This is a genomic window from Photobacterium nomapromontoriensis, from assembly GCF_050336815.1.
GTDB lineage: Bacteria > Pseudomonadota > Gammaproteobacteria > Enterobacterales > Vibrionaceae > Photobacterium > Photobacterium nomapromontoriensis.
This window is the reverse complement of the sequence record NZ_JAKJSL010000032.1, coordinates 54499-78719: the sequence shown is the minus strand read 5'-3', so window position 1 is coordinate 78719 and position 24221 is coordinate 54499. Positions and strand designations below refer to the sequence as shown.

Here is a 24221-nt window from a genome sequence, read left to right as displayed (position 1 = left end):
TCCATGCTAGAGAGCATTAAAGAAAGTTTCACTGAAAGCATTCAAACCCAAATTGCAGCGGCAGAAGCCCTTCCGGATGCAATTTCCAAGGCCGCACAGGTCATGGTACAAAGCCTGCTCAATGGCAATAAAATCCTCAGCTGTGGGAATGGTGGCTCAGCGGCGAACTCACAACATCTTGCCTCATCGTTGATCAATCGGTTTGAGATCGAACGTCCAAGTTTACCGGCTCTGTCACTCACCGCCGACACCACGATCATGACGGCGATAGCGAATGACTATCACCATGATGAAGTGTTTTCCAAGCAGGTACGCGCGCTGGGTCAAGCCGGAGATATTCTGTTTGTACTGTCAACCAGCGGCAACAGCAAAAATATCATCAAAGCCATGGAAGCGGCTCTGACTCGGGATATGACCATTATCGCTTTAACAGGCAAAGATGGCGGCGAAATGGCGGGCCTGTTAGGCGTGCAGGATGTTGAAATCCGTATTCCGTCACAGCGCACAGCCCGCATTCAAGAAGGCCATCTACTGACCGTTCACTGCCTGTGTGATCTCATTGACAAGGTGCTCTTCCCCCACCACGAAGCTTAACACTATTACGGATGATAACGATGAACTGGCGCCCACTGCTGCTCCTACTGATGCTTGGCCTACTACCAGCCTGCTCTATGATTGATCCTGCGGATACCCGTACCACCCAACAGCAATGGTATGATACGCAAATTGAAATGGCGATCGGCGGTCTGGCTAATAAGCCCCCTTACCGTCAACAGACACGGATCAATGCGATTGCGGTCGATGGCAAAGTCTTGCTTGTCGGCCAAGCCATTGATCCGGCGATCAGTCGTCAGTTAGAACAACAAGTGCACGAACTCAATCACGTCACTGTCGTCTATAACCAGTTACAAATTCGCCCACTTCCGCAACTTAGTGAAGTCAGCGAAGACAGTTGGATAACCATGAAGGTCAAAACCCAGCTCATCGGCAGTAAACGGCTCAGTAACACAAGTATTAAGGTCGTGACAGAAGGGCAAGCCGTGTACTTACTCGGCTACGTTAGCCACGAGCAAGGGAATACAGCCGCAGACATTGCACGTAATGTCTCAGGGGTGAAGAAAGTCGTTAAGGTATTTGAATATCCGCAATAACGAGATAGGGCATCATACAGGATACAGGCTCTGCTCATCAGCAAGAGCAGAAAGAAAAAACGCAGCCTAAGCTGCGTTTTTTATGCTGCGGTTATTTAACTACCCGCAAACTTGGTCGGCCCCGTGGACGCGGTGGTTCATCATCCGGATCGGACTCCGATACCGTTTCGGTCACAGCGGTCAAAGGTACTAGCACTTCAGAGTCTGGCTGATCATCGAAATCGCCACCATCAACATCATCGAACGCCACTGAATCTGTCGCATAAACAGGTTCAGGTTCGAACATGGTTCCGGCACCGTTTTCACGAGCATAAATAGCCAAGGCAGCATAAAGCGGCACAATAACCGTATGTGGGCGACCACTGAAACGGGCACTAAAGCTAATCGCTTCATTGCCTAATTCAAGGTTGCCGACTGCTCGTGGAGCAATATTCAGCACAATTTGGCCATCGCTGACAAATTCCATCGGAACCTTTACGCCAGGCAGGGTCGCATCCACCACTAAGTGCGGGGTGAGATCGTTATCCACAAGCCAGTCATAAAATGCACGTAACAAGTACGGGCGGCGAGGCGTCATGCTGTCCATGTCCATTACTTACCAGCCAAACGCATTTCACGCTCAATCTCAGTCAGTGAAGCCAAGAATGAATCACGTTCGAAAACACGCGTCATGTAGGCTTTCACTTCCTTCGAACCCGCGCCTGTTAGCTCAATGCCCATTTCAGGCAGACGCCACAGTAGCGGAGCCAGGTAGCAATCTACCAAGCTGAACTCTTCGCTCATGAAATAAGGGAACTCAGCAAAGACTGGTGCTAGCGCCAGAAGTTCTTCGCGAAGTTGCTTACGAGCCTTATCGGCTTCATCGGCAGTACCCTTGTTGATCTTCTCAGCCAATGTGTACCAATTACGCTCGATACGGTACATCATTAGTCGGCTGTTACCACGGGCAACAGGGTAAACAGGCATCAATGGCGGATGAGGAAAACGCTCATCCAAGTACTCCATAATGATACTTGCCTGATAAAGTGCAAGCTCACGGTCAACCAGGGTCGGCACTGAGTTGTACGGATTCAGATCGAGTAAGTCTTCAGGCAGGTTGTTTGGATCAACCAGCTCAATTTCAACACTCACACCTTTTTCTGCTAGTACGATACGCACCTGATGGCTGTAGATGTCAGAGGCATCAGAATACAGAGTCATCACTGAGCGTTTATTGGCAGCAACAGCCATTAACCCCTCCAGTATATTTAAATACACAAAAAGCAACGGAGGCGCCTGCCCCCATTGCGAGATCCTAACCCACTAGATTACCTGATCAGTGGACATCACGCCAATATTCTTTCTTCAACAGTAAGGTTAGTACAAAGAATATGGCAATGAAGCCCATTGCCCAATAACCCATTTGCTGACGTTCAAGTTTTACGGGTTCCGATGAGTACTCGAGGAAATTCACCAGATCACGCACGACATCATCATATTCATCGCCGTTCAACTCTCCAGTACCATCCGCCCGGATACCCACATATTCCTGCACTTCCACGCCATCAATCAATTGTGTTTCATAAATCTTACGCGGTACCCCTTGAAGCTCCTCCAGCACATGTGGCATCCCCACACTGGGGAATACAACATTATTGACACCAAACGGACGGCTTGGATCGGCATAAAATGCACGCAGATAGGTATAGAGCCAATCAGTACCTCGAACCCGAGCAACCATGGTTAGATCCGGCGCTGGCGCACCAAATGAGGCGGCAGCATATTCTGTCGGGATCGCCGCAACCATCAGATCACCAATCTTGGCATTGGGATCAAACATCAAGTGCTGCTTCATCAGAGCAGCCGGGATCCCTAGGTCCGTCGCGACACGCTCATAACGCTGATACTGAGTCGCATGACAACCAAAACAGTAATTCATGAATGTCTTGGCACCGCGTTGTAACGAGGCGTTATCTGACAAGTCGTTATTGGCCGAATCCAATGGCACCGATGGGCCGGCAGCAAGAGTCAGAGAAGGCAGTAGGGTAAATAGCATAACCATCAACATCTTCATTTGAATGTCACCCTCTCTGGTAATGGCTTAGTCGCTTCATTCTTGCTGTAAACAAACAGCAGAACAAAGAACATGAAATAACCCAGGCTGAAAATCCGAGCCAGAATGGTATAGAGCTCAGTAGCAGGTAACGCCCCTAAGACACCCAGCGCAACGAAGCAGACAGTAAACTGTGCAATATTAGCCATATGTAGCTTGCTACGGTAGCGATATGAACGCACTTTGCAGCGATCTAGCCACGGCAGCAAGAACAATACGACAATGGCTAGCCCCATGGCAGCAACCCCCAACAGCTTGTCAGGTACCGCCCGTAAAATGGCGTAAAACGGCGTGAAATACCATACTGGGGCAATATGCTCTGGTGTCTTAAGCGGGTTAGCGGCCTCAAAATTAGGTGGCTCAAGGAAATAGCCGCCCATTTCAGGGTTAAAAAACAGCACATAGCAGAAGAAAAATAGGAATACGGCAACCCCCACCATGTCTTTCACCGTACCGTAAGGGTGGAACGGGATAGAATCAATGATGTCGTATTTCTTGTTGTAATACTCATGGAATGGAAACTGAGACTTATAACTGTCACCTTTACTGCCTTTTGGCAACTTAGTCTCAATACCATCAGGGTTATTTGAGCCCACCTCATGCAACGCCAGAACGTGCAACACCACCAATAGCAGCAATACGATTGGTAAGGCTATCACATGCAAGGCAAAGAAACGGTTCAGGGTTGCTCCCGAGATCACATAATCACCACGGATCCACAGGGTGAGATCATCACCGATCACCGGAATCGCACCAAACAGTGAAATGATCACCTGTGCGCCCCAGTAAGACATCTGGCCCCATGGCAATAGGTAGCCCATAAAGGCTTCAGCCATCAAGACCAAGAAAATCAACATCCCAAATAGCCACAGCAACTCACGGGGCTTTTGATAAGAGCCGTAAATCAAACCACGAAACATGTGCAGGTAAACCACAACAAAGAACGCTGAGGCCCCGGTTGAGTGCATGTAGCGCAATAACCAACCGTACTCAACATCACGCATGATGTACTCGACAGAGGCGAAAGCCCCCTCCCCCGACGGCACATAGTTCATGGTTAGCCAAATACCGGTGATAATCTGATTGACTAAGACCAACATTGCCAAGGAGCCGAACAAATACCAGAAATTGAAATTTTTCGGCATCGGATATTCAGACAAATGCTTCTTGTAAGCATTCATTACGGGCAAACGTTTCTCAACCCAATTTAGTAATCCTGCCATTAACTAGCCTCCTCATCGACGCCCACCATAATCGTATTCTCATCCAAGAAGGTATGAGGGGGAACAACAAGGTTAAGTGGTGCTGGGACCCCAGCAAAGACACGTCCTGCCATATCAAATTTAGAACCATGACATGGGCAAAAGAAACCCGCTGAAACACCATTTACCTGCTCATTAAAAGAATCGGGTAAATATGTCGGGGAACATCCAAGGTGGGTACAAATCCCGACGGCGAGAAAAATTTCAGGCTTAACTGAGCGAAATTCATTTTGGGCATAGCCGGGCTGCTGCGGTTCCGCTGAAGACGGATCACTCAGCTGGCCTTGATGGCCTCCCAACTCTTTTAAAATAGCCTCACTACGGCGGACAACCCAGACAGGTTTACCTCGCCACTCGACGCGAACCATCTGACCGTCTTCCAACTTACTAATATCAACTTCGACTGGTGCACCGGCGGCTTTAGCTTTTGCACTCGGATTCCATGATTTGATAAAAGGCACGGCTACAGCAGCGGCACCTAAGCCACCAACAACCGAAGTCGTCACAGTCAGGAAGCGGCGTCGTCCGTTACTTACTGGCGCATTGCTCATCCAACATTCTCCCATGTGCTCCTGCGCTGGATTATTATTATGTCCTTATGCGTCCCTGGAGCTTACGACTAACTTTCAACAGTAAGAGACTGACACCAACTACCCGCCATCACGATCACGGTAAGTGAAATCCCATCAAAACTGTTACTTATCGCACTAAATGATAAAGAATGCGACACGTTTTGACAAGATAAAGCTACTTTTATGCAACAAATGTGAGAGATGTGTTCATACCATTATCCAACTGGCTACAAATGACGTTGGTTATAAATAATACAGCAGGAGAAGTGACAAATATCAGGAAGAGTAATACGTATGCAGCGCCACGTACTGGCTGAGGAGATGTGGTGGTTTGGACGGCTAGTTCTAACATGGATATATAAAAAAAGCCCAACCCGAAGGTTGAGCTTTTTGTGCACAGTAACCAGAAAACTCTGGAGCGTAAAAATTAACGCTTAGAGAACTGTGGACGACGACGTGCTTTACGTAGACCAACTTTCTTACGTTCAACTTTACGTGCGTCACGAGTAACATAACCCGCTGCGCGTAGAGCTGGACGTAGAGTCTCATCGTACTCCATAAGAGCGCGAGTGATACCGTGGCGGATAGCGCCTGACTGACCAGTAATACCACCACCTTTAACAGTGATGTATAGGTCTAGTTTCTCAGTCATTTCAACTAGCTCTAGAGGCTGACGAACAACCATGCGAGCTGTTTCGCGACCGAAGTACTCTTCGATGCTGCGCTTGTTGATTACGATGTTGCCAGTACCCGGTTTAATGAAAACGCGAGCTGCTGAGCTTTTGCGACGGCCAGTGCCGTAGTATTGATTCTCTGCCATTGTCATAATCCCCAATTAGATGTCTAGTACTTTAGGCTGCTGTGCAGCATGGTTGTGCTCAGTACCTGCGTAAACTTTCAGCTTACGGTACATAGCACGGCCTAGAGGACCTTTAGGAAGCATGCCTTTAACAGCAGTTTCAATAACCATTTCTGGTTTCTTAGCAATTAGCTTGTCGAAGCTGATTGACTTAAGGCCGCCGATGAAGCCAGTGTGGTGGTGGTACATTTTATCTGTACGCTTTGCACCAGTTACTGCTACTTTCTCAGCATTGATAACTACAATGTAGTCACCAGTGTCAACGTGCGGAGTGTACTCCGGCTTATGCTTACCACGTAGACGAGATGCGATTTCAGTTGCTAGACGACCAAGAGTTTTGCCTTCAGCGTCAACAACATACCAGTCACGTTTTACAGTTTCTGGTTTAGCAACGAAAGTTTTCATGCTAATTATTACCCAAAATTAAATAGTTTCACTTTACAGGAACAAAACAAATTTGTTCCATCTGTACAGAGCCCCAGTCATCACCCCTTCGAGTGGTTGGCACTCCCGGCTTTTGCCGATACAGGTACGGTGGGTCGCAAGATTATAGGGAAGGGTGGAGAAAAAATCACCTTTTTTTGAAAAAAAAATCTGATTTTTTCTCCAAAGCCCCTTTAGGGCTAAAAAGACGGCTTATCTTAGTGTTTTTTACTCTATTTACCCGCGGATAAAATAAAAAAACAACTAGCCAAGGTGAGGGCGAGCCAAGTAATCGTGACTCTGCATTTCAATTAACCGCGAACAACAGCGCTTAAATTCAAAAGCTAACCGCTGACCGAGATAAAGTTGATCCCATACGACTTCGGCTGAAATAATTAATGTCACGTTACGTTCATAAAACTCATCCACCAAGGCGATAAAACGCCGGGCGACATCACTTTCCTCTTCCCCCATCTGGCACACTCCCGATAAAAGTACGGTGTGATAGAGCCGGGATAACGCCATATAATCACTTTGGTTACGGGCACTCTGACACAAGGTGGAAAAATCAAAGTGCACCACCCCTTCGGCTTCATGCAGCGTCGAGAGCATCCGATAATTAATTTCAATCTGCTGATTGGCAGATCGTGATGTGACCGCCAGCTGCTCAAAGTAGCGCAATAAATTCAGCTCAGCCTGAGTATCAAGGGGGAAATGGTATATTTCCGCTTGCTCAAGCGTGCGTAATCGATAGTCAATGCCTGAATCGATATTCACCACCTCACAATGGGCTTGAATCAAAGCAATCGCGGGGAGAAAACGGGTCCGTTGCAGCCCATTTTGATACAGTTCATCAGGGGGAGTATTGGATGTGGCAACTAATGTGATACCACGTTGAAACAAGGCTTCAAACAGCGTTCCTAGGATCATGGCATCGGTAATATCAGAGACAAAAAATTCATCGAAACAGATTAGATCCGTTTCCAGCTTAAACCGTTCAGCCACCACTTCCAATGGGTCGACCTGTTGATCAAGCAGCTTCAGCTCATCATGCACCCGGTGCATGAAGCGATGAAAGTGCACTCGCATCTTGCGATCTGTCGGCAGGCAGTCAAAAAAGGTATCCATCAGATAGGTTTTACCTCGCCCTACGCCCCCCCAAAAATACAGTCCTCGCTCTGCTTTAATTTCGTCTTCAGGTCGACGCAGCAGGCGCTCAAGCCACGAACGCTTCTTTTCTGGCTCAGGGGCCACTAAACGCTGATACAGTGCCTCCAAATAACCCACGGCCATCGCCTGAGCGGGATCGGCAATAAAATCACTGCGCATGAGATCTTGCTGGTATTTTTGCTGTGGGGTCATCCTTGGCGCCACCTAATTATGCTTCCTACATGGCAGAGATAGTACCATGGCAGCGCATGAGCATGTATAGTAACTGTACATCAGAAAAATGTGTGTCGGTTCACCATTTCCTCGCAGGTTATATACTCTGCCTTATTGGATCCGTCACTCACTTGTCCCCATAAGTCAAAAGGAGTTTTTCATGGCTTGGATTTATGCGCTTGTTATTTTTATTGCTGGTGCGATCATTGGTGCTTTCACCGCTCGCCTTGGCAACAAAGGACTTAAGCAACAAAAAGAGCTAAAAAAAGAGCTGGATAAATCAAAATACGAACTCGAGCAGTTCCGTCAGGAACTGGTTGATCACTTCGCCCAAAGCTCAGAGCTACTCGATAATATCGCCAAAGACTACAGTAAGCTGTATGAGCACATGGCAAAAACATCTACTGAGCTAATGCCTAACCTACCTGAACAAGATAATCCATTTTCTCGTCGGGTCAGCACCCTTGAGGCGGTGAAAGACACCCGCCAAGTTCAAGACCAACCTCGTGATTATGCCAATGGTGCCAGTGGGTTATTGAAAGATCAGCCGGAACCATCAGCCGAGGCTCCCAAAGCCAGCTAAACCCTAACGGTTAACTGGAACTTAATTCCGCTTTTCAAGTCTGAGCTAAAGCAGGCATTTCAGGATAACTAGGAAGATAGCCTGTACTTGGACTTGAAAACCGGAGTTTTGTAATAATGAAAAAACCTTTGCTTGTATTAAGTGCCCTCGCATTTAGCATCAGTTCTGTTATTACCCCTATGACGGCAACTGCAGCCCTTCCCCAGTCAATCAACAATCAACAACTTCCCAGCCTGGCACCAATGTTAGAGCAGGTTACCCCTGCCGTGGTCAGCATTGCGGTTGAAGGTAAGCAAGTCTCGACCCAGCGATTACCCGAGACATTTCGTTTTTTCTTCGGCCCTGATTTTCCGGAAGAGCAAGTCAGTGAACGCCCTTTCCGCGGCCTCGGTTCTGGAGTGATCATCGATGCTGACAATGGCTATATCGTCACTAACCACCACGTGATCAACGGTGCCGACAAAATCATCGTTCAGCTCCATGATGGCCGCGAGATCAGCGCAACATTGATCGGCAGTGATGAAATGTCAGATATCGCCCTGCTCAAACTTAAAGACACCGATAACCTCACTGAAATTAATCTGGCGGATTCAGATGCGCTTCGGGTCGGTGATTTTGCCGTCGCTATCGGTAACCCGTTTGGGCTTGGCCAAACCGTCACCTCTGGCATCATTTCCGCCCTTGGCCGTAGCGGCCTCAATATCAAAAATTTTGAGAACTTCATCCAGACCGATGCCGCGATTAACAGTGGTAACTCTGGTGGTGCGCTGATCAACCTTAACGGCGAGCTGGTCGGGATTAATACCGCTATTTTCGGCCCTAACGGCGGTAACGTCGGCATCGGTTTTGCTATTCCGGTTAATATGGTTAAAAACCTGACTGAACAAATTTTAGAATACGGTGAAGTCAAACGCGGCGTACTCGGAGTTCAGGGTGGCGAACTCACCGCTGAATTGGCTGAAGCCTTCGGCTACGAAACCAATCATGGCGCCTTCATCAACCAAGTTATGCCTGATTCAGCCGCTGAACAAGCTGGGCTAAAAGCCGGTGATATCATCGTGTCCGTTAATGGCAAGCAGATCCAAACCTTCGGCGAACTTCGCGCCAAAATTGCTACTTTAGGCGCGGGGAAAAAAGCCACCCTCGGCATTATCCGAGATGGGAAGGCAAAAAAAGTCACTGTTACGCTCCAAGAAGCCTCACAAAGCAAAGTCAAAGCCGACGATCTGCATGATGGCTTAGCTGGCGCTGAATTTGCCAATACCACCAGCGACGATAAGGTGAAAGGAGTAAAAGTAACTAGTCTGACCGAAAATTCTATGGCGGCACGTTATGGTCTGCTGCAAGGCGATATTATTCTCGGTGTCAATCGTCAACCGATCCATAATCTCGGTGAGCTACGCAAAGCGCTCGAGAGTAATCCAAGCGTGTTGGCGCTTGAAATCCAACGTGGCCGTCATATCCTTTATCTCATTATCCGCTAACGCCCTCCGTGTCGTTAACCGGGCCTTAATGCCCGGTTAACGACCGACTTGAAAAGACCGATGCTGAATGAATAAAATACTGTCGAAAGTTGGTATCTTCGAGCGGGAATGGTAATCTCCTCGGCTAGAATCGCGGTTTTCTTTCAGGGGTGCATACATGCTGGCTTTTTTACGTCGATCCATTTTGCTTGGTGTCGTCACGGCCATTGCTCTGCTGGTTATTTTCCCCGATCTTCGTATCCAGATGCTCAGTACTCCTCAAGCCCAGGATCAGGTCACCACCAACCAAGCTCCGTTATCATTCAATTACGCTGTCAGGCGTGCATCTCCAGCTGTGGTCAATATCTACAACCGTCGCTACAATGCAGAGGACCGTCTTCAGCTCAGTACGCAAGGTTTAGGCTCTGGCGTGATCATGAGTGACAAAGGCTATATCGTTACCAACTATCATGTTGTCGCCGAAGCCGATCAAGTTATCGTTGCCCTACAAGATGGGCGTATTCTCACCGCCCAGCTCATTGGTAAAGATCAACGTACCGACCTTGCCGTGCTGAAAATCCAGGCCGATAACCTACCGGTGATCCCGCTGAGTACCGATTACACTCCCGCCGTTGGCGATGTCGTTCTGGCGATCGGTAACCCCTACAACCTCGGTCAAACCACAACATACGGAATTATTTCGGCGACTGGTCGCTCTGGTATGAGCTTCTATGGCCGCCAGGATTTTCTTCAAACCGATGCTGCTATCAATGACGGCAACTCCGGTGGTGCACTGGTTAACACTCGAGGGGAGTTGGTCGGGATCAATACGGCCTCTTTTCAACAAGCAACCGATATCGAAACCTATGGGATTTCTTTTGCCATTCCCTACGAATTAACCCAGAAAATCATGAACAAACTGATTGCTGATGGACGAGTGATCCGCGGTTATATTGGTATCGAAGCCAGGGACATTAATCCGGTCATGGCAAGATTGTATGATGCAAACCATGTCAGCGGCATCATTGTGATGGGGATGGATCCTAACGGACCGGCAGCCAAAGCCGGATTCAAAGTACAAGATATCCTGATTGATATTGATGGTAAGCGGGTGACTGATCGCCGTAATGTACTGGATATAGTCACCGAACTCCGCCCAGGTACCAAGACCACGATGACGGTACTAAGAGATGGTAAACCCAAGACACTCACCGTGCAGATTGGCGATGAACCCAGTGGTTACTAAAATAAGTTCTTCTTGGTTTACCGGCTGATATCTATTGAAAAACCATAAAAAAGCCTCGCACAATGCGAGGCTTTTTTTATGTCGATACGTTAGCGATCACTCACTAAAACGTTCGATCTTCATGCCAAGGGCGCTGAACTTATCTTCGATATGCTCATAGCCACGATCGATATGGTAGATACGATCAACAATGGTTTCACCTTCGGCAATGCTACCGGCAATCACCAGACTCGCAGATGCGCGCAGATCCGTCGCCATCACTTGTGCGCCGCTTAAACCATCGGTATCACCACAAATCACGGTGTTGCCTTCAATCTCAGCGTGGGCTCCCATGCGAATAAGCTCAGGGATATGCATGAAACGGTTTTCAAAAATCGTTTCAGTAATAATACCGGTACCTTTAGCAACCAGGTTCAACAGTGAGAATTGCGCTTGCATATCGGTCGGGAAACCAGGATGCGGAGCCGTGCGAATATTCACCGCTTTCAATTCTCGATCTGTCATATCAAGACTGATCCAATCATCACCCGTTTCAATCTTCGCCCCCGCTTCTTCCAGCTTGGATAGCGCTGCTTCTAGCAGTGACGGGCGGGTATTGCGACATATGATCTTACCGCCTGATACCGCAGCGGCTACCAAGAAAGTACCCGTTTCGATACGATCAGGTACAACACAGTGATAACCGCCCCCTAAACGCTCAACCCCTTCAATTGTAATGGTGTCAGTACCGGCTCCGGTAACTTTTGCCCCCATTGCATTCAAGAAATCAGCGGTATCAACAATCTCGGGTTCACGCGCAGCGTTTTCAATGATGGTGGTACCTTCAGCAAGGGTCGCGGCAGACATAATCGTCACGGTTGCGCCGACACTCACCTTATCCATCACGATATGGGCACCTTTTAAGCGGCCATCAACACTGGCTTTTACATAACCTTCTTCAAGTGTAATGCTGGCACCGAGTTGCTCTAGGCCACTAATATGTAAGTCCACTGGGCGCGCGCCGATCGCACAACCACCTGGTAGCGATACTTGACCTTGACCAAAACGTGCCACCAACGGACCGAGTGCCCAGATAGAAGCACGCATGGTTTTTACTAAATCATACGGTGCACAAAACTCATTGACGCCACTCGCATCCACATGCACCGAGCCATTACGAGAAACTTTTGCGCCTAGACGGCTCAGTAATTCCATTGTTGTGTCGATGTCGCGCAATTTCGGCACGTTCGCCACTTCAACAGGGCCTTCTGCTAGTAGCGCAGAAAACAAAATTGGCAATGCTGCATTCTTAGCACCAGAAATGGCGACTTCGCCACATAGTGGGCCACCGCCCTGGATTCGAAACTTCTGCATCATTAACCTCTTAGGACAGCGACATCAATTTTTTATCACGCGCCCACTCCTCTGGAGTGTACGTTTTGATACTTAAAGCGTGAATTTCATTGGCCGCAATATGTTCCATCAGCGGGGCATAAATCGCCTGTTGCTTCTTTACGCGGCTCATTCCCTCAAACAGGGCACCAACCGCAATCACTTCATAATGGCTGCCGTCACTTTTAACAATGACTTCATCAAGTTCTAGAGCATTTTCCAGAACTTGTTTAATTTCAGAAATTTCCACAAGCTATCCTCTTTGCTGCTTACTCAATGCAAGCAGCTAACATTGATTCGACATGACTCAGGCGCAACAGCGTAAGTAGCTGTTCTGGCACATTCAATAACTTCAGCTCTGCGCCATGCTGATTGATCTGCTGGTATATATGCAGCAACATTACCATTCCAGCAGAATCGACTCGGGTTAATGCCGCAAGGTCGAGTGTTACCTTGGGATCCCGGGGCATCCATTCATGCCTTTGCTGCCAAAAAGCCGGAACTGTGTCACGTTCCAATGCCCCTGACAAGCAGTAATGGCCAATTTCCTGAACTCGCCACTCAATCTTCGGCTTAGTCATTGTTCTTAGTCTCTCGACGGATCGGTTTTGCCGCCAAGACCTTAAGATCTTTCGTGACTGCAGCCACGCCTTCATTGCGTAACTGACTGCTCCATTCACTCTGCTTGGTCGAGATCATACTGACCCCTTCAGCCACCATATCAAAGCCTTGCCATTTGCCTGATTTCTTATTTTTACGCAATTTAAAATCAAGTCGGATCGGTGGCCGTTTAGGGTCAACAATATCAACGCGAACAGAGATCACGGAACGGTTCGCCGCCACTGATTTCGGGGGCTCAACCTCGATATCCTGATCGGTATATTGAGTCAGTACCTGCGCATAAGAGGCAACTAAATAGTCGGTAAACGCAGCAACAAACTCATCTCGCTCCTTAGGCGTTGTCTTCTTCAGTTGAGGACCTAGCACCTTATAAGCCGCATAGCGGGTATTAATGTAGGGTAATAACTCTGCCCTAACGATGGTTCGTAGCCGTTCCGGATTACGCTGGATCTGGCCTTGTTCAGCTTTCATACGGTTAAATGTCAATTGTGATACTTGATCAATCATGACATAAGGATTGGTTTGATCAACAGCTGCTACCGCGCCTAATGGTGATAAGGCTAACAGCAATAATACGTATCGAAATAACTTCATCTCAGGATCCTTTTATTTACTGTCGCCGCCGATGCTATACAACACCTGACCGATCATGTCTTCCAAAACCAATGCGGATTTGGTGTCTTCAATCAGATCCCCGTCACCCAGCATCTCAATATCCTCATCCACAAATCCCGGTTCAATACCCAGATATTGCTCTCCCAGCAACCCTGATGTCAGGATAGCGGCTGAACTGGTTTCAGGGAAATAACCGTATTGCTTATCAATCGCCAAGGTAACAACGGGCACATAGGTATCGGTATCTAAGCTGATATTAGTAATTTTACCGACGGTAACGCCACCGACTTTTATCGGTGAACGGACTTTCAAGCCACCAATATTGTCAAAATGCGCCTTGAGCGTATACGTTTCAGCACCGCCTAAGTTCTGTACATCAGCGACCTTGAAGACCAACACCAATAAGGCAGCAAAGCCAGCTAAGACAAAGCTGCCTACCCATAATTCTAGTTTTCTCATCTGCTGCATTCGAAAATTCCTGTTTTTACCGCAATGCGGCAATTAATGACCCGGCGTTAATAGCTGAGCCGTAAGTGACCGGACTGTTAGTTACCGAGTAGTTAGTTACCAAACATCAGTGCCGTCAGTACAAAGTCGAGACCCAATACGGCCAGCGACGAATTGACTACGGTCCGTGTCGTTGCACGACTGATCCCCTCTGACGTTGGCACCGCATCGTAACCGTTAAATACCGCAATCCATGTCACGGTAATGGCAAAGACAATGGATTTGATAATGCTGTTACCAATATCGTAGCCCAGCTCAACGGATGACTGCATCACTGACCAGAAACTGCCATAATCAATGCCTTTCCAATCGACCCCGACAAGCTGACCGCCCCAGATGCCCACAGCACAAAAAATAACGCTCAGCAGCGGCATCGAGATCACCCCAGCCCAAAATCTCGGGGCAATAACGCGACGCAGCGGATCAACCGCCATCATTTCCATACTCGACAACTGCTCTGTTGCCTTCATTAACCCAATTTCAGCCGTCAATGCAGAGCCCGCACGTCCAGCAAACAGTAATGCTGTTACCACCGGTCCCAACTCACGTAGCAATGACAGCGCGACCATTTGACCTAAACTGGTTTCAGCCCCGAAGTCAACGAGGACAATATAGCCCTGCAGGCTCAATACCATGCCGATAAACAAACCGGAAATAAGGATGATCACAACGGACTGCACCCCGACCGAGTACAACTGGCGCATCAACAGCGGAAACATCTTGCGCGGTTGCGGCCGGCTGACCAGCGCACCATAGAGTAGCAAGCTAGCGCGTCCTAGCGTTTGGCAACGATCGATAGCGCCTCGCCCCTGTCGGGCAATAAAATCTGTCAACATGACTTAGCGTTCCTTGTACTCAAACCCAAACAAATCCTGTTCAATCGCCTGGGCCGGATAGCGAAATGGAACGGGTCCATCGGCATCGCCGTGCAGGAATTGATGGATCTTAGGATCGGTATTATGTCGTAACTGATCCGGCGTACCCTGTCCGATCACTTTGCCACCAGACAGTAAATAAACATGATCCGCAATACTCATCACCTCAGGCACATCATGAGACACAATCACCGACGTGATCCCCAGGGCTTGATTAAGATCTCGAATCAGCTTGACCAGCACGCCCATCGTGATCGGATCCTGACCCACAAACGGCTCATCATACATAATGAGATCGGGATCCAGAGCAATGGCTCTCGCCAGAGCGGCCCGACGCGCCATTCCGCCTGACAGTTCATTGGGCATGAGTTCGGCAGCACCGCGCAAACCGACGGCCTCTAACTTCAAAAGAACCAAAGTGCGCAGCAATTCTTCCGGTAATTGAGTATGCTCGCGCAACGGAAAAGCCACATTGTCAAACACTGTCATATCCGTAAACAATGCCCCTGATTGAAATAGCATACTCATCTTGTTACGGGCACGATAAAGCTCATGCCGTCGCAGTGTCGGAATATTCCAGTTTTCAAACCAAATATCACCACTGTCCGGTAGGATTTGGCCGCCAATAAGGCGTAACAGTGTCGTTTTACCGATCCCTGATGGCCCCATAATTGCCGTTATCTTTCCTTTCGGTAGATCCAACGTGACATCGTCGAAAATCTTTCGTTCGCCCCGGGAAAAGGTCATATTCCGAATCGATACCAGCGCCTCTATCTGCTCCATAAATACCTTAATTGGCTATCCAACCCGTTTGAATCACCATCCGCTACGCTAGTGAATCGTATTAATTTAATATAATTAAGCGGTTAACATTCTCGCTTTGATGATAGGTACATTATCCAACCAACTCAAGACATGAACTGTAAGAAGTCTGTTATTTCTCGATAACACTCATGCCAATTGCTTCTCTCAGTCGCTATTCTTGTCCTCTCTGAGTTAGCACGTGTATTACCGCCAAATGAACCTGACTTTTGAGTCGGATTTGTCCACTTCAGCGACACCGTGACCAAGCCCGAGAAAAACCGTTATTCACAACGAATATATCGCGCCTTTTGCTTTCTTTTTAACAGCTGAAACGTCAAAATCAGCCTCTTAACTTATTTATTTTAAATCTATTAACCTCATTGCATCGCGAACAATCACTAGACTGAATATATCGCGGTTCAATCCAGCACATTTGACATAAGGGATAACAATGCTCGAAGCCATCGTGTTGCTCTGTATCGGCCTAACATTACTCGTCTGGAGTGCAGACCGACTGGTATTTGGCGCAGCTGCGCTTGCCAAAAATTTTGGTGTCACCCCGTTGGTTATCGGGATGACCATTCTCGCCATGGGCTCATCCGCGCCAGAAATGATGGTGTCTGCCACTGCAGCCCTTGACGGTAAAACCGACACCGCAGTGGGTAATGTAATTGGCTCTAATATTGCCAACATTGCGCTGATCTTGGGTATCACAGCACTCCTTAAACCCCTTTCAATTAGCTCCGCCATTATTCGTCGTGAACTACCATTAATGATGGGGGTAACCTTGGTTGCTGGCCTACTCATGTGGAACGATTACCTCGGCTTTATGGAAGGCGTACTACTGATCGTCCTCTTTATTATTTTCTTACTGGCAATGATTCGAATCAGCCGACAAGCAAAAGAGACCGGCGACCCGCTGGTTGAGGAACAAGAGTCTGAAATCCCCGAAGGTGTCAGTAATAAAGCAGCGCTGATCTGGACGGTGATTGGCTTAGTGATATTGCCTTATGCTGCCAGCATTCTGGTTGATTCCGCCGTTGATATCGCTAAATATTTTGGCATGAGTGATCTGGTGATTGGCCTGACTATTATTGCCGTCGGCACCAGTCTGCCAGAGCTTGCTGCTTCCGTAGCCAGTATCTTCAAAGGTGAAGATGATATGGCCGTCGGTAATATTATCGGCTCCAATGTTTTCAACATTCTCGCCGTTATGGGCATTCCGGCACTGATCAATCCTTCCGCTCTCAATCCCGCAATCATGGACCGCGATTATCCCATCATGCTTGGGGTATCCATCCTGCTGGTGATTATGGCACTTGGAAAGCGCCGCAGAATCAATCGAGTGGAAGGCGTGATTCTCCTTGCGAGCTTTATCGCCTATCAGGGCTATCTGCTTTATAATCTAGCAGCTTAACGGAGAGCTAGAATATGTCTAAAGCGTTTGATTATTGCGAAATTGGCCGCAAGGTTATTGAAATTGAAGCAGAAGCCCTGCAAAAACTCACCCAGTTTATTAATGGTAGCTTTACCCAAGCGTGCCAGCTGATCGCCCAATGCCAAGGTAAGGTGATCGTGATGGGAATGGGAAAATCAGGGCACATCGGTAAAAAAATAGCAGCAACCCTTGCCAGTACGGGGACCCCGGCCTTTTTTGTTCACCCAGGCGAAGCCAGCCATGGTGATCTAGGCATGATTGATAAAAGCGATATCATTCTGGCGATATCTAACTCTGGCGAAGCCGGAGAAATCCTGACGCTGCTACCGGTGATCAAACGTTTAGGGATCCCATTGATCAGTATGACTGGTAAGCCTGAATCGAGCATGGCTACCTTAGCCCAGATCCACCTGCAGATCACCGTTTCCCAAGAAGCCTGCCCGCTGAATCTGGCGCCAACCTCCAGTACCACTGCGACTCTGGCGATGGGAGATGCACTCGCCATCGCATTGATGGAGGCGCGGGGCTTTACGCCTGATGACTTTGCCCTATCCCACCCGGGGGGAGCACTGGGTCGTAAGCTCCTCATGCGGATCAGTGATGTGATGCATACTGGCGATCGCCTCCCCGTGGTCAACCAGCAAGATACTATCAAGGATGCCCTGCTAGAAGTCTCTCGAAAAGGGCTGGGAATGACAGCTATTATAGATAATGACCATACATTAATCGGCATCTTCACTGATGGTGACCTGCGTCGCCTACTCGACAACCGAGTGGATATCCACAACACCATCATTGGTGAGGTCATGACGCGCAATCCAGCGACCATTAGTGCCGATGTGCTAGCGGCGGAAGGACTAAAAGCGATGGAAGATCGCAAAATCAATGGCCTGCTCGTTACCCAAGCAGGCAAATTGGTCGGGGCATTGAATATGCACGATTTACTCAAAGCCGGAGTCATGTAATGCACATTGAAACCCTTTATGGCCCAGTCTGTCCGTCAGTCTTTGCCCGAGCACGCACAATCCAGTTGTTGATCTGCGATGTCGATGGCGTTTTCTCTGATGGCCGCATCTATATGGGTAACGCAGGGGAAGAGCTAAAAACCTTCCATACCCGCGATGGCTACGGTATCAAGTCGCTAATGGCGGCGGGTGTCGAGGTGGCTATCATTACTGGTCGTAAATCTGCGATTGTTGAAAATCGCATGGCTGCGCTGGGCATCAAACATGTCTATCAGGGCCAAGACAATAAACTAGCAGCCTACGACAATATCTACACCACACTGGGAATCGCACCTGAACATACGGCCTATATCGGAGACGACTTGATTGACTGGCCGGTTATGGAAAAAATCGGCCTATCGGTCTGTGTCGCTGATGGCCACCCGCTACTAGTCCAGCGGGCTGACTTGACCACCCACATTCAAGGGGGGTATGGCGCCGTTCGCGAAGTGTGCGATTTGATCCTTGAAGCCAAAGGGGAATTGGATAAACATAAAGGCTTAAGTATATGACCCTACAACGGCTACTCTGTGCACTACTGCTGATGGTGTGTGCATGGACAGGCTACTACCTGCTTGATAAACACTGGCAGGAAGAGATACAAGTTGCCCCCGATACGGAGAAACCGCTGTTTACTGGTAGTGTTGTGGCTAATACTGCTTTTAATGATCAAGGGATGCGTAGCTACCAAATTGAAGCTAACTACCTCGAGCATTTCAGTAAAAGTGGCAACACAGATTTTGTTGAACCCGTATTATGGGTCTACCGTGAAGGTACAGAAACCGAATGGCGGATCAGCGCCAATACGGCCAGACTGGATAAAAACCAAGTGCTACAGATGACGGGAAATGTCCGCATCTTCAATCTGCTACCCACATCAGCAATAAAAGTGATCCAGACCGATACCTTACGTCTCGACCTGATCTCGAAAGATTTTGATACCCCGGATCACGTCATCATTACTGGTGATGCCTTTGTGAACGAAGGCACTGGGATGCAAGGCAATATGGACCGTAACATCGCCACCCTATTGAAAAATGTAAAAGGTAGATATGAAGCTTTATAAATTGACGACCCTGCTCTGCCTCTGCCTCAGCACCTCAAGCTGGGCGCTGAGTAATGATACAGAGCAGCCTATCTATATCGACTCCGATAACCAAGAGCTGGATATTCAGAAAAATATCGTCACCTTTACAGGCAATGTTGTCCTTCGTCAGGGCAGTATCGATATCCGAGCCGATAAGGTGGTTGTTACCCGCCATGGTAAGAAAGACGCTCAGGAAACGATTGATGCCTATGGTAACCCTGCGACGTTTCATCAACTGATGGATGACGGCAAGCCGATTGATGGTGCAGCCAAAAAAATGCGTTATGAGACGGCAACCGAGTTTCTCAAGATGACTGACGATGCCATTCTGATCCAGCAAGGCAGTGAGATCCAAGGCAAAGTAATTAGTTACAAAATCGATGAGCAGAAGTTGGTTGCCGAGAGTGGTAAGAAAAAGCGTGTGACGACCATCCTACAACCCAACCAGTTGAATCAAAACAAGAAGTAATCTGACATGGCAACCTTGAAAGCACAGCACCTCGCCAAAAGCTACAATGGCCGCAAAGTCGTCTCCGATGTGAGCCTGGAGGTCAATTCCGGTAAAATTGTCGGCCTGCTCGGTCCTAACGGTGCCGGTAAGACCACCTCATTTTATATGATAGTGGGTCTGGTTGCCCGTGACGAAGGGACCATCACCATTGATGATGAGGATATCAGCTTGCAACCCATGCACAACCGCTCACGCATGGGGATCGGCTACCTGCCACAGGAAGCCTCCATCTTTCGCAAACTGTCCGTCCACGATAACCTGATGGCCGTCCTGCAGACCCGTAAAGAACTCAGCAAAACTGAACGTCAGGATAAGCTGGAAGAATTATTAGACGAATTCAACATACAGCACATTCGTAACAGCTTGGGTATGGCACTATCAGGGGGTGAACGACGCCGGGTGGAAATCGCTCGGGCACTGGCGGCTAACCCTAAGTTCATCCTGCTGGATGAACCGTTTGCTGGCGTCGATCCTATTTCTGTCATTGATATCAAGAAGATCATTGAACATCTTCGGGACCGCGGACTCGGTGTACTGATCACCGACCATAATGTTCGAGAGACACTTGATGTCTGTGAGCAGGCCTATATCGTCAGCCAAGGCCACCTCATTGCCCATGGTACCCCAACCGAAGTGCTGAATGACGAACATGTAAAACGTGTTTATCTGGGTGACCAGTTCCGTCTATAGTTAAAAGTAGGACGTACCTGGCGTTAGCCCCAGAACAGGAAAGTCACTCTTTGTTCCATTGGAGCTATATAGCCAACACCAACGATAACAACAAGGTACATACTGATATATGAAAACCTCGCTCCAGCTCAAACTTGGTCAACAATTGGCAATGACGCCACAATTGCAGCAAGCTATCCGCCTGTTGCAGTTATCCACCTTGGATCTCCAACAAGAGATCCAGGAAGCACTGGAGGCCAACCCGTTGCTGGAGCTGGAAGAGAGCGCGCAAGAAACGCTATCTGGCGAAGATGAAAGCACTCACCAGGATAACGCAGACAACGCGACACTCGACAGTCAGGATGATCCCAGCGACATCGATGATTTCGACACTTCCGATGCCATCGAGCAACGAGAAATGCCCGAAGAACTCCCGGTCGATACCACCTGGGATGATGTCTACAGTGCTAGCACCGGTAATACCGGCATAACGTTTGATGACGATATGCCAGTCTATCAGGGAGAAACAACGGAAAGCCTGCAAGACTACCTGATGTGGCAAGTACAGCTGACGCCATTCAGTGATACCGATCTGACGATTGCGACCGCCATCATTGATGCAATCGATGAGAAAGGCTATTTGGCCTGCTCTACAGAGGAGATCCTTGACAGCTTAGGCAATGACGATGTTGAACTCGACGAGGTCGAAGCGGTACTGAAACGCGTTCAGCAATTTGATCCTCTCGGCGTCGCGTCACGTAATCTTCAGGAATGCCTGTTGTTACAACTTGCAACCTTCCCACTAGAAACGCAATGGCTGCAAGAAGCCAAAATGCTGCTTACCGATTATATCAATCTGCTGGCCAACCGCGACTATCGCCAACTGATGCGAGACACCAAACTCAAAGAGCCAGAGCTCAAGCAAGTCATGCAACTTATTCATGGCCTTGATCCTCGACCAGGCAATCGAGTGGTTGCGTCTGAGACTGAATACGTGGTGCCTGATGTTTCTGTATTCAAAGAACATGGAAAATGGCTCGTGACCATCAACCCAGATAGTGTCCCGCGGATCCGGGTTAACGAACAATATGCCGCTCTCAGCAAGCAGACTCGCAATAGTGCTGATAGTCAATTCATCCGTACCCACTTGCAGGATGCTAAATGGCTGATCAAAAGCCTTGAAAGCCGCAATGAAACATTATTAAAAGTCGCTCGCTGTATTGTTGAACACCAACAAGACTTCTTTGAATATGGCGAAGAAGCGATGAAACCCATGGTACTCAACGATATTGCGCTTGATGTCGAAATGCATGAATCCACCATCTCGCGCGTAACAACGCAGAAATACATGCACACCCCGAGGGGAATATTCGAGTTAAAATACTTCTTCTCCAGTCACGTCAGCACAGACAACGGTGGTGAATGTTCATCAACGGCCATTCGTGCGCTAGTCAAAAAGCTGGTCGCCGCCGAAAATCAGGCTAAACCGCTGAGTGACAGCAAAATAACGACATTACTGGCGGAGCAAGGGATCATCGTGGCAAGACGGACCATAGCCAAATACCGCGAGTCTCTTGGGATATCACCGTCTAATCAACGAAAACGTCTGCTTTAACAGACGACAACAGAAGGAAGAGATGTCTATGCAAATTAACCTTACTGGCCACCACATTGAAATCACCCCCTCAATGCGTGAATACGTAGAGTCAAAGTTCAATAAGCTAGAGCGGTTTTTCGATAAGATTAACACCGTCCATGTCATCCTCAACGTCGAGAAGTTACAGCAGGTCGCAGAAGCAACGCTTCACATTAACGCGGGAGAAATCCACGCCAAGGCGGATTCTGAAAATATGTATGCCGCTATTGATGCATTAACTGATAAACTGGTACGTCAACTTAACAAACACAAAGATAAGCTCAACAGCCATTAAATCATGCAACTGAGTAATGTATTGAGCCTGGACTGCACCAAAAGTGCAGTCCCTTGCTCCAGCAAAAAGCGTGCCTTGGAAATTATCAGTGAAATCGCTGCCGAGCACCTTGACCAAAACCCTCAGCCCTTGTTTGAGTGTATGCTCAATCGGGAAAAAATGGGCAGCACCGGTATCGGTAACGGCATCGCCATTCCTCATGGTCGTATCAACAACAGCGATCAAGCAATTGCGATTTTGATCCAATGTCAGGATCCCATTGAATTTGATGCTATCGATAACCAACCTGTTGATCTGCTGTTTGCCTTGCTTGTCCCCGACGACCAGTGCACAGAGCATTTGAAGACCCTCTCCTGTATGGCTGAAAAACTCAGCAACAAGCAGGTCTGTAAACAGCTACGCACCGCAAAAAGTGACGAAGAGCTTTATCAGATCCTAACCTGTGATTCATAATGCACACCACTTACTCCCAGCATGTTAAGGACAGCCATCCATGATGTTAATGGTCGTCAGTGGACGTTCCGGATCCGGTAAGTCTATTGCCTTACGGGTACTAGAGGATCTGGGCTACTACTGTGTAGATAACCTCCCCGTCACCCTGCTACCACAGTTCATAAAAACACTGCAGGGTAACCAGCAGAATGTCGCCGTCAGTATTGATGTCCGTAACATGCCTGCCGAGCAAGAGACGATCAGCCAAACACTGAACGCACTTGGCAGCGACGTTGATGTCAATGTCATCTTTCTTGATGCTGACGACAAAGAGCTGATCAAACGCTACAGTGAAACCCGTCGCCTGCACCCGCTATCTCGAGACAATATGAGTCTGGAGCAAGCCATTCAGTCAGAGAGTGCATTACTCACTGAACTGAAAGAGTGTGCCGATCTGGTCATCGATACCACCAGCAAATCCATTCATGATCTCAGTGAAATGGTTCGCGCCCGCGTATTAGGCCGCGATGCCCGTGAGCTGATCATGGTCTTTGAGTCCTTCGGCTTTAAGCACGGTCTGCCGAGTGATGCCGATTATGTATTTGATGTTCGTTTTCTCCCAAATCCTCACTGGGTACCAGAACTCAAGCCACAGACGGGTCTGGACCAAGCCGTCGGGGTATATCTTGCTGGCCACCCTGAAGTTAACCAGTTGATCTATCAGATCCGAAATTTCATCGAAACCTGGCTGCCGATGCTAGAGAAAAACAATCGGAGTTACCTGACCGTCGCCATTGGGTGTACGGGAGGACAACACCGATCAGTATACGTTGCTCAACAACTGGCGGAGCACTTTCGTTATGAAGGGCATCAAGTACAAGTTCGTCACCGGACTCTGGAAGCAAAATAATGTCGTTTGCATCCCGTGAGTTATTCATTAAAAATCGTCTTGGCCTACATGCCAGGGCTGCAATTAAATTAGTGGAGCTGGCGCAAAGTTTCGAATCCAGTATTACCATCAGTAACAGCGAGAAAAGTGCCACCGCTGACAGTGTAATGGGGCTACTCATGCTAGAGTCCGCTCAGGGGCAACAAGTTCATGTCAGTGCAGAGGGAGCCGATGCAGTGCATGCATTAGAGGCCATCAGCGAGCTTATCGAGGCAGGCTTTGACGAAGAAAACTGATATTTAGCTACAACGAATGTCAATAATTGATGAATTCTTCATTTCCTCTCAGTTCTGGTGAGACAACCGCCTCCTTATTGCGTTAAAATTCAGCTTATTGCGACGTTATACCTCAGAGTGATATCGGGTTACCCAGC

At 48.3% G+C, this 24221-nt stretch carries 31 protein-coding genes; 16 read left to right on the top strand and 15 right to left on the bottom strand.

Going from position 1 to position 24221, the window contains the following annotated elements; translation table 11 throughout:
• The first annotated feature begins 3 nt into the window (after positions 1–3).
• The gene (locus tag L4D12_RS14080; protein ID WP_428448481.1) at positions 4–594 is read left to right on the top strand and encodes a phosphoheptose isomerase; all 591 of its coding nucleotides are present in this window, start codon (positions 4–6) and stop codon (positions 592–594) included.
• Between the two features lie 20 nt (positions 595–614).
• On the top strand, positions 615–1151 hold the full coding sequence (locus L4D12_RS14075; RefSeq protein WP_428448480.1) for a BON domain-containing protein: 537 nt from the start codon (positions 615–617) through the stop codon (positions 1149–1151).
• A gap of 91 nt (positions 1152–1242) precedes the next feature.
• Here L4D12_RS14075 and sspB read toward each other — a convergent pair whose 3' ends face one another.
• The 8 genes from sspB to zapE form a co-directional block, all read right to left on the bottom strand.
• Complete coding sequence (gene sspB, locus L4D12_RS14070) at positions 1243–1743, bottom strand: ClpXP protease specificity-enhancing factor (RefSeq protein ID WP_428448479.1); 501 nt, start codon at positions 1741–1743, stop codon at positions 1243–1245.
• Entirely contained in the window at positions 1743–2381 is a 639-nt protein-coding gene (sspA, locus tag L4D12_RS14065; protein ID WP_428448478.1) for a stringent starvation protein SspA, read from the bottom strand. Before sspA ends, sspB begins: the two co-directional genes overlap by 1 nt.
• An 85-nt stretch (positions 2382–2466) precedes the next feature.
• Positions 2467–3204: a cytochrome c1 gene (locus L4D12_RS14060; protein ID WP_428448477.1), complete on the bottom strand. Its 738-nt coding sequence runs from the start codon at positions 3202–3204 to the stop codon at positions 2467–2469.
• Complete coding sequence (locus L4D12_RS14055) at positions 3201–4466, bottom strand: cytochrome b (RefSeq protein WP_428448476.1); 1266 nt, start codon at positions 4464–4466, stop codon at positions 3201–3203. The genes L4D12_RS14060 and L4D12_RS14055 overlap by 4 nt, the downstream gene beginning before the upstream one ends.
• The gene (gene petA, locus L4D12_RS14050; RefSeq protein WP_428448475.1) at positions 4466–5056 is read right to left on the bottom strand and encodes a ubiquinol-cytochrome c reductase iron-sulfur subunit; all 591 of its coding nucleotides are present in this window, start codon (positions 5054–5056) and stop codon (positions 4466–4468) included. Before petA ends, L4D12_RS14055 begins: the two co-directional genes overlap by 1 nt.
• A gap of 448 nt (positions 5057–5504) precedes the next feature.
• Positions 5505–5897, bottom strand: a complete 393-nt coding sequence (gene rpsI / locus L4D12_RS14045) for a 30S ribosomal protein S9 (RefSeq protein ID WP_428448474.1) — start codon at positions 5895–5897, stop codon at positions 5505–5507.
• Between the two features lie 15 nt (positions 5898–5912).
• A complete protein-coding gene (gene rplM / locus L4D12_RS14040) occupies positions 5913–6341 on the bottom strand; it encodes a 50S ribosomal protein L13 (RefSeq protein ID WP_047878575.1) in 429 nt (142 codons plus the stop codon).
• 282 nt (positions 6342–6623) lie between these two features.
• Positions 6624–7721, bottom strand: a complete 1098-nt coding sequence (gene zapE, locus L4D12_RS14035) for a cell division protein ZapE (RefSeq protein WP_428448473.1) — start codon at positions 7719–7721, stop codon at positions 6624–6626.
• A gap of 181 nt (positions 7722–7902) precedes the next feature.
• Between zapE and zapG the strand changes: the two genes are divergently transcribed.
• The 3 genes from zapG (at position 7903) to degS (ending at position 11034) form a co-directional block, all read left to right on the top strand.
• Positions 7903–8325: a Z-ring associated protein ZapG gene (gene zapG, locus L4D12_RS14030; RefSeq protein WP_428448472.1), complete on the top strand. Its 423-nt coding sequence runs from the start codon at positions 7903–7905 to the stop codon at positions 8323–8325.
• 116 nt (positions 8326–8441) lie between these two features.
• Positions 8442–9809, top strand: a complete 1368-nt coding sequence (locus tag L4D12_RS14025) for a Do family serine endopeptidase (protein WP_428448471.1) — start codon at positions 8442–8444, stop codon at positions 9807–9809.
• 157 nt (positions 9810–9966) lie between these two features.
• Positions 9967–11034, top strand: a complete 1068-nt coding sequence (gene degS, locus L4D12_RS14020; protein ID WP_428448470.1) for an outer membrane-stress sensor serine endopeptidase DegS — start codon at positions 9967–9969, stop codon at positions 11032–11034.
• Positions 11035–11130: 96 nt separating this feature from the next.
• Here the strand turns inward: degS and murA are convergent, their stop codons facing one another.
• The 7 genes from murA to mlaF form a co-directional block, all read right to left on the bottom strand.
• Entirely contained in the window at positions 11131–12387 is a 1257-nt protein-coding gene (gene murA / locus L4D12_RS14015; RefSeq protein WP_428448503.1) for a UDP-N-acetylglucosamine 1-carboxyvinyltransferase, read from the bottom strand.
• 10 nt (positions 12388–12397) lie between these two features.
• Positions 12398–12655, bottom strand: coding sequence for a BolA family iron metabolism protein IbaG (gene ibaG, locus L4D12_RS14010; protein WP_428448469.1), 258 nt, complete (start codon positions 12653–12655; stop codon positions 12398–12400).
• Between the two features lie 19 nt (positions 12656–12674).
• Positions 12675–12986 (bottom strand): STAS domain-containing protein, encoded by a 312-nt coding sequence (locus L4D12_RS14005; RefSeq protein WP_428448468.1) that lies wholly within the window; start codon positions 12984–12986, stop codon positions 12675–12677.
• Positions 12979–13620, bottom strand: coding sequence for a phospholipid-binding protein MlaC (mlaC, locus tag L4D12_RS14000; protein WP_428448467.1), 642 nt, complete (start codon positions 13618–13620; stop codon positions 12979–12981). The genes L4D12_RS14005 and mlaC overlap by 8 nt, the downstream gene beginning before the upstream one ends.
• A gap of 12 nt (positions 13621–13632) precedes the next feature.
• Positions 13633–14109: an outer membrane lipid asymmetry maintenance protein MlaD gene (mlaD, locus tag L4D12_RS13995; RefSeq protein ID WP_428448466.1), complete on the bottom strand. Its 477-nt coding sequence runs from the start codon at positions 14107–14109 to the stop codon at positions 13633–13635.
• A 92-nt stretch (positions 14110–14201) separates the two neighbouring features.
• Positions 14202–14984, bottom strand: a complete 783-nt coding sequence (gene mlaE / locus L4D12_RS13990; RefSeq protein ID WP_428448465.1) for a lipid asymmetry maintenance ABC transporter permease subunit MlaE — start codon at positions 14982–14984, stop codon at positions 14202–14204.
• Positions 14985–14987: 3 nt separating this feature from the next.
• Positions 14988–15806 (bottom strand): phospholipid ABC transporter ATP-binding protein MlaF, encoded by an 819-nt coding sequence (gene mlaF, locus L4D12_RS13985; RefSeq protein ID WP_428448464.1) that lies wholly within the window; start codon positions 15804–15806, stop codon positions 14988–14990.
• Positions 15807–16278: 472 nt separating this feature from the next.
• Here mlaF and L4D12_RS13980 point away from each other — a divergent pair, with 472 nt between their 5' ends.
• From L4D12_RS13980 to L4D12_RS13930, 11 genes are all read left to right on the top strand, one after another.
• The gene (locus L4D12_RS13980) at positions 16279–17244 is read left to right on the top strand and encodes a calcium/sodium antiporter (RefSeq protein WP_428448463.1); all 966 of its coding nucleotides are present in this window, start codon (positions 16279–16281) and stop codon (positions 17242–17244) included.
• 14 nt (positions 17245–17258) lie between these two features.
• The gene (locus tag L4D12_RS13975) at positions 17259–18230 is read left to right on the top strand and encodes a KpsF/GutQ family sugar-phosphate isomerase (protein WP_428448462.1); all 972 of its coding nucleotides are present in this window, start codon (positions 17259–17261) and stop codon (positions 18228–18230) included.
• Entirely contained in the window at positions 18230–18781 is a 552-nt protein-coding gene (kdsC, locus tag L4D12_RS13970) for a 3-deoxy-manno-octulosonate-8-phosphatase KdsC (RefSeq protein WP_428448461.1), read from the top strand. Before L4D12_RS13975 ends, kdsC begins: the two co-directional genes overlap by 1 nt.
• On the top strand, positions 18778–19335 hold the full coding sequence (lptC, locus tag L4D12_RS13965; protein ID WP_428448460.1) for an LPS export ABC transporter periplasmic protein LptC: 558 nt from the start codon (positions 18778–18780) through the stop codon (positions 19333–19335). The genes kdsC and lptC overlap by 4 nt, the downstream gene beginning before the upstream one ends.
• Positions 19322–19825: a lipopolysaccharide transport periplasmic protein LptA gene (gene lptA, locus L4D12_RS13960; RefSeq protein WP_428448459.1), complete on the top strand. Its 504-nt coding sequence runs from the start codon at positions 19322–19324 to the stop codon at positions 19823–19825. The genes lptC and lptA overlap by 14 nt, the downstream gene beginning before the upstream one ends.
• A 6-nt stretch (positions 19826–19831) precedes the next feature.
• The gene (gene lptB, locus L4D12_RS13955; protein ID WP_428448458.1) at positions 19832–20557 is read left to right on the top strand and encodes an LPS export ABC transporter ATP-binding protein; all 726 of its coding nucleotides are present in this window, start codon (positions 19832–19834) and stop codon (positions 20555–20557) included.
• 109 nt (positions 20558–20666) lie between these two features.
• Entirely contained in the window at positions 20667–22151 is a 1485-nt protein-coding gene (locus L4D12_RS13950) for an RNA polymerase factor sigma-54 (protein WP_428448457.1), read from the top strand.
• 28 nt (positions 22152–22179) lie between these two features.
• The gene (hpf, locus tag L4D12_RS13945; RefSeq protein ID WP_428448502.1) at positions 22180–22467 is read left to right on the top strand and encodes a ribosome hibernation promoting factor; all 288 of its coding nucleotides are present in this window, start codon (positions 22180–22182) and stop codon (positions 22465–22467) included.
• 3 nt (positions 22468–22470) lie between these two features.
• Positions 22471–22920, top strand: a complete 450-nt coding sequence (gene ptsN, locus L4D12_RS13940) for a PTS IIA-like nitrogen regulatory protein PtsN (RefSeq protein ID WP_428448456.1) — start codon at positions 22471–22473, stop codon at positions 22918–22920.
• A gap of 40 nt (positions 22921–22960) precedes the next feature.
• Positions 22961–23809 carry an RNase adapter RapZ gene (gene rapZ / locus L4D12_RS13935; RefSeq protein ID WP_428448455.1) on the top strand — a complete coding sequence of 283 codons (849 nt, stop codon included), beginning with the start codon at positions 22961–22963 and terminating at the stop codon, positions 23807–23809.
• Positions 23809–24084 carry an HPr family phosphocarrier protein gene (locus L4D12_RS13930; RefSeq protein ID WP_428448454.1) on the top strand — a complete coding sequence of 92 codons (276 nt, stop codon included), beginning with the start codon at positions 23809–23811 and terminating at the stop codon, positions 24082–24084. The genes rapZ and L4D12_RS13930 overlap by 1 nt, the downstream gene beginning before the upstream one ends.
• Positions 24085–24221 lie beyond the last annotated feature (137 nt).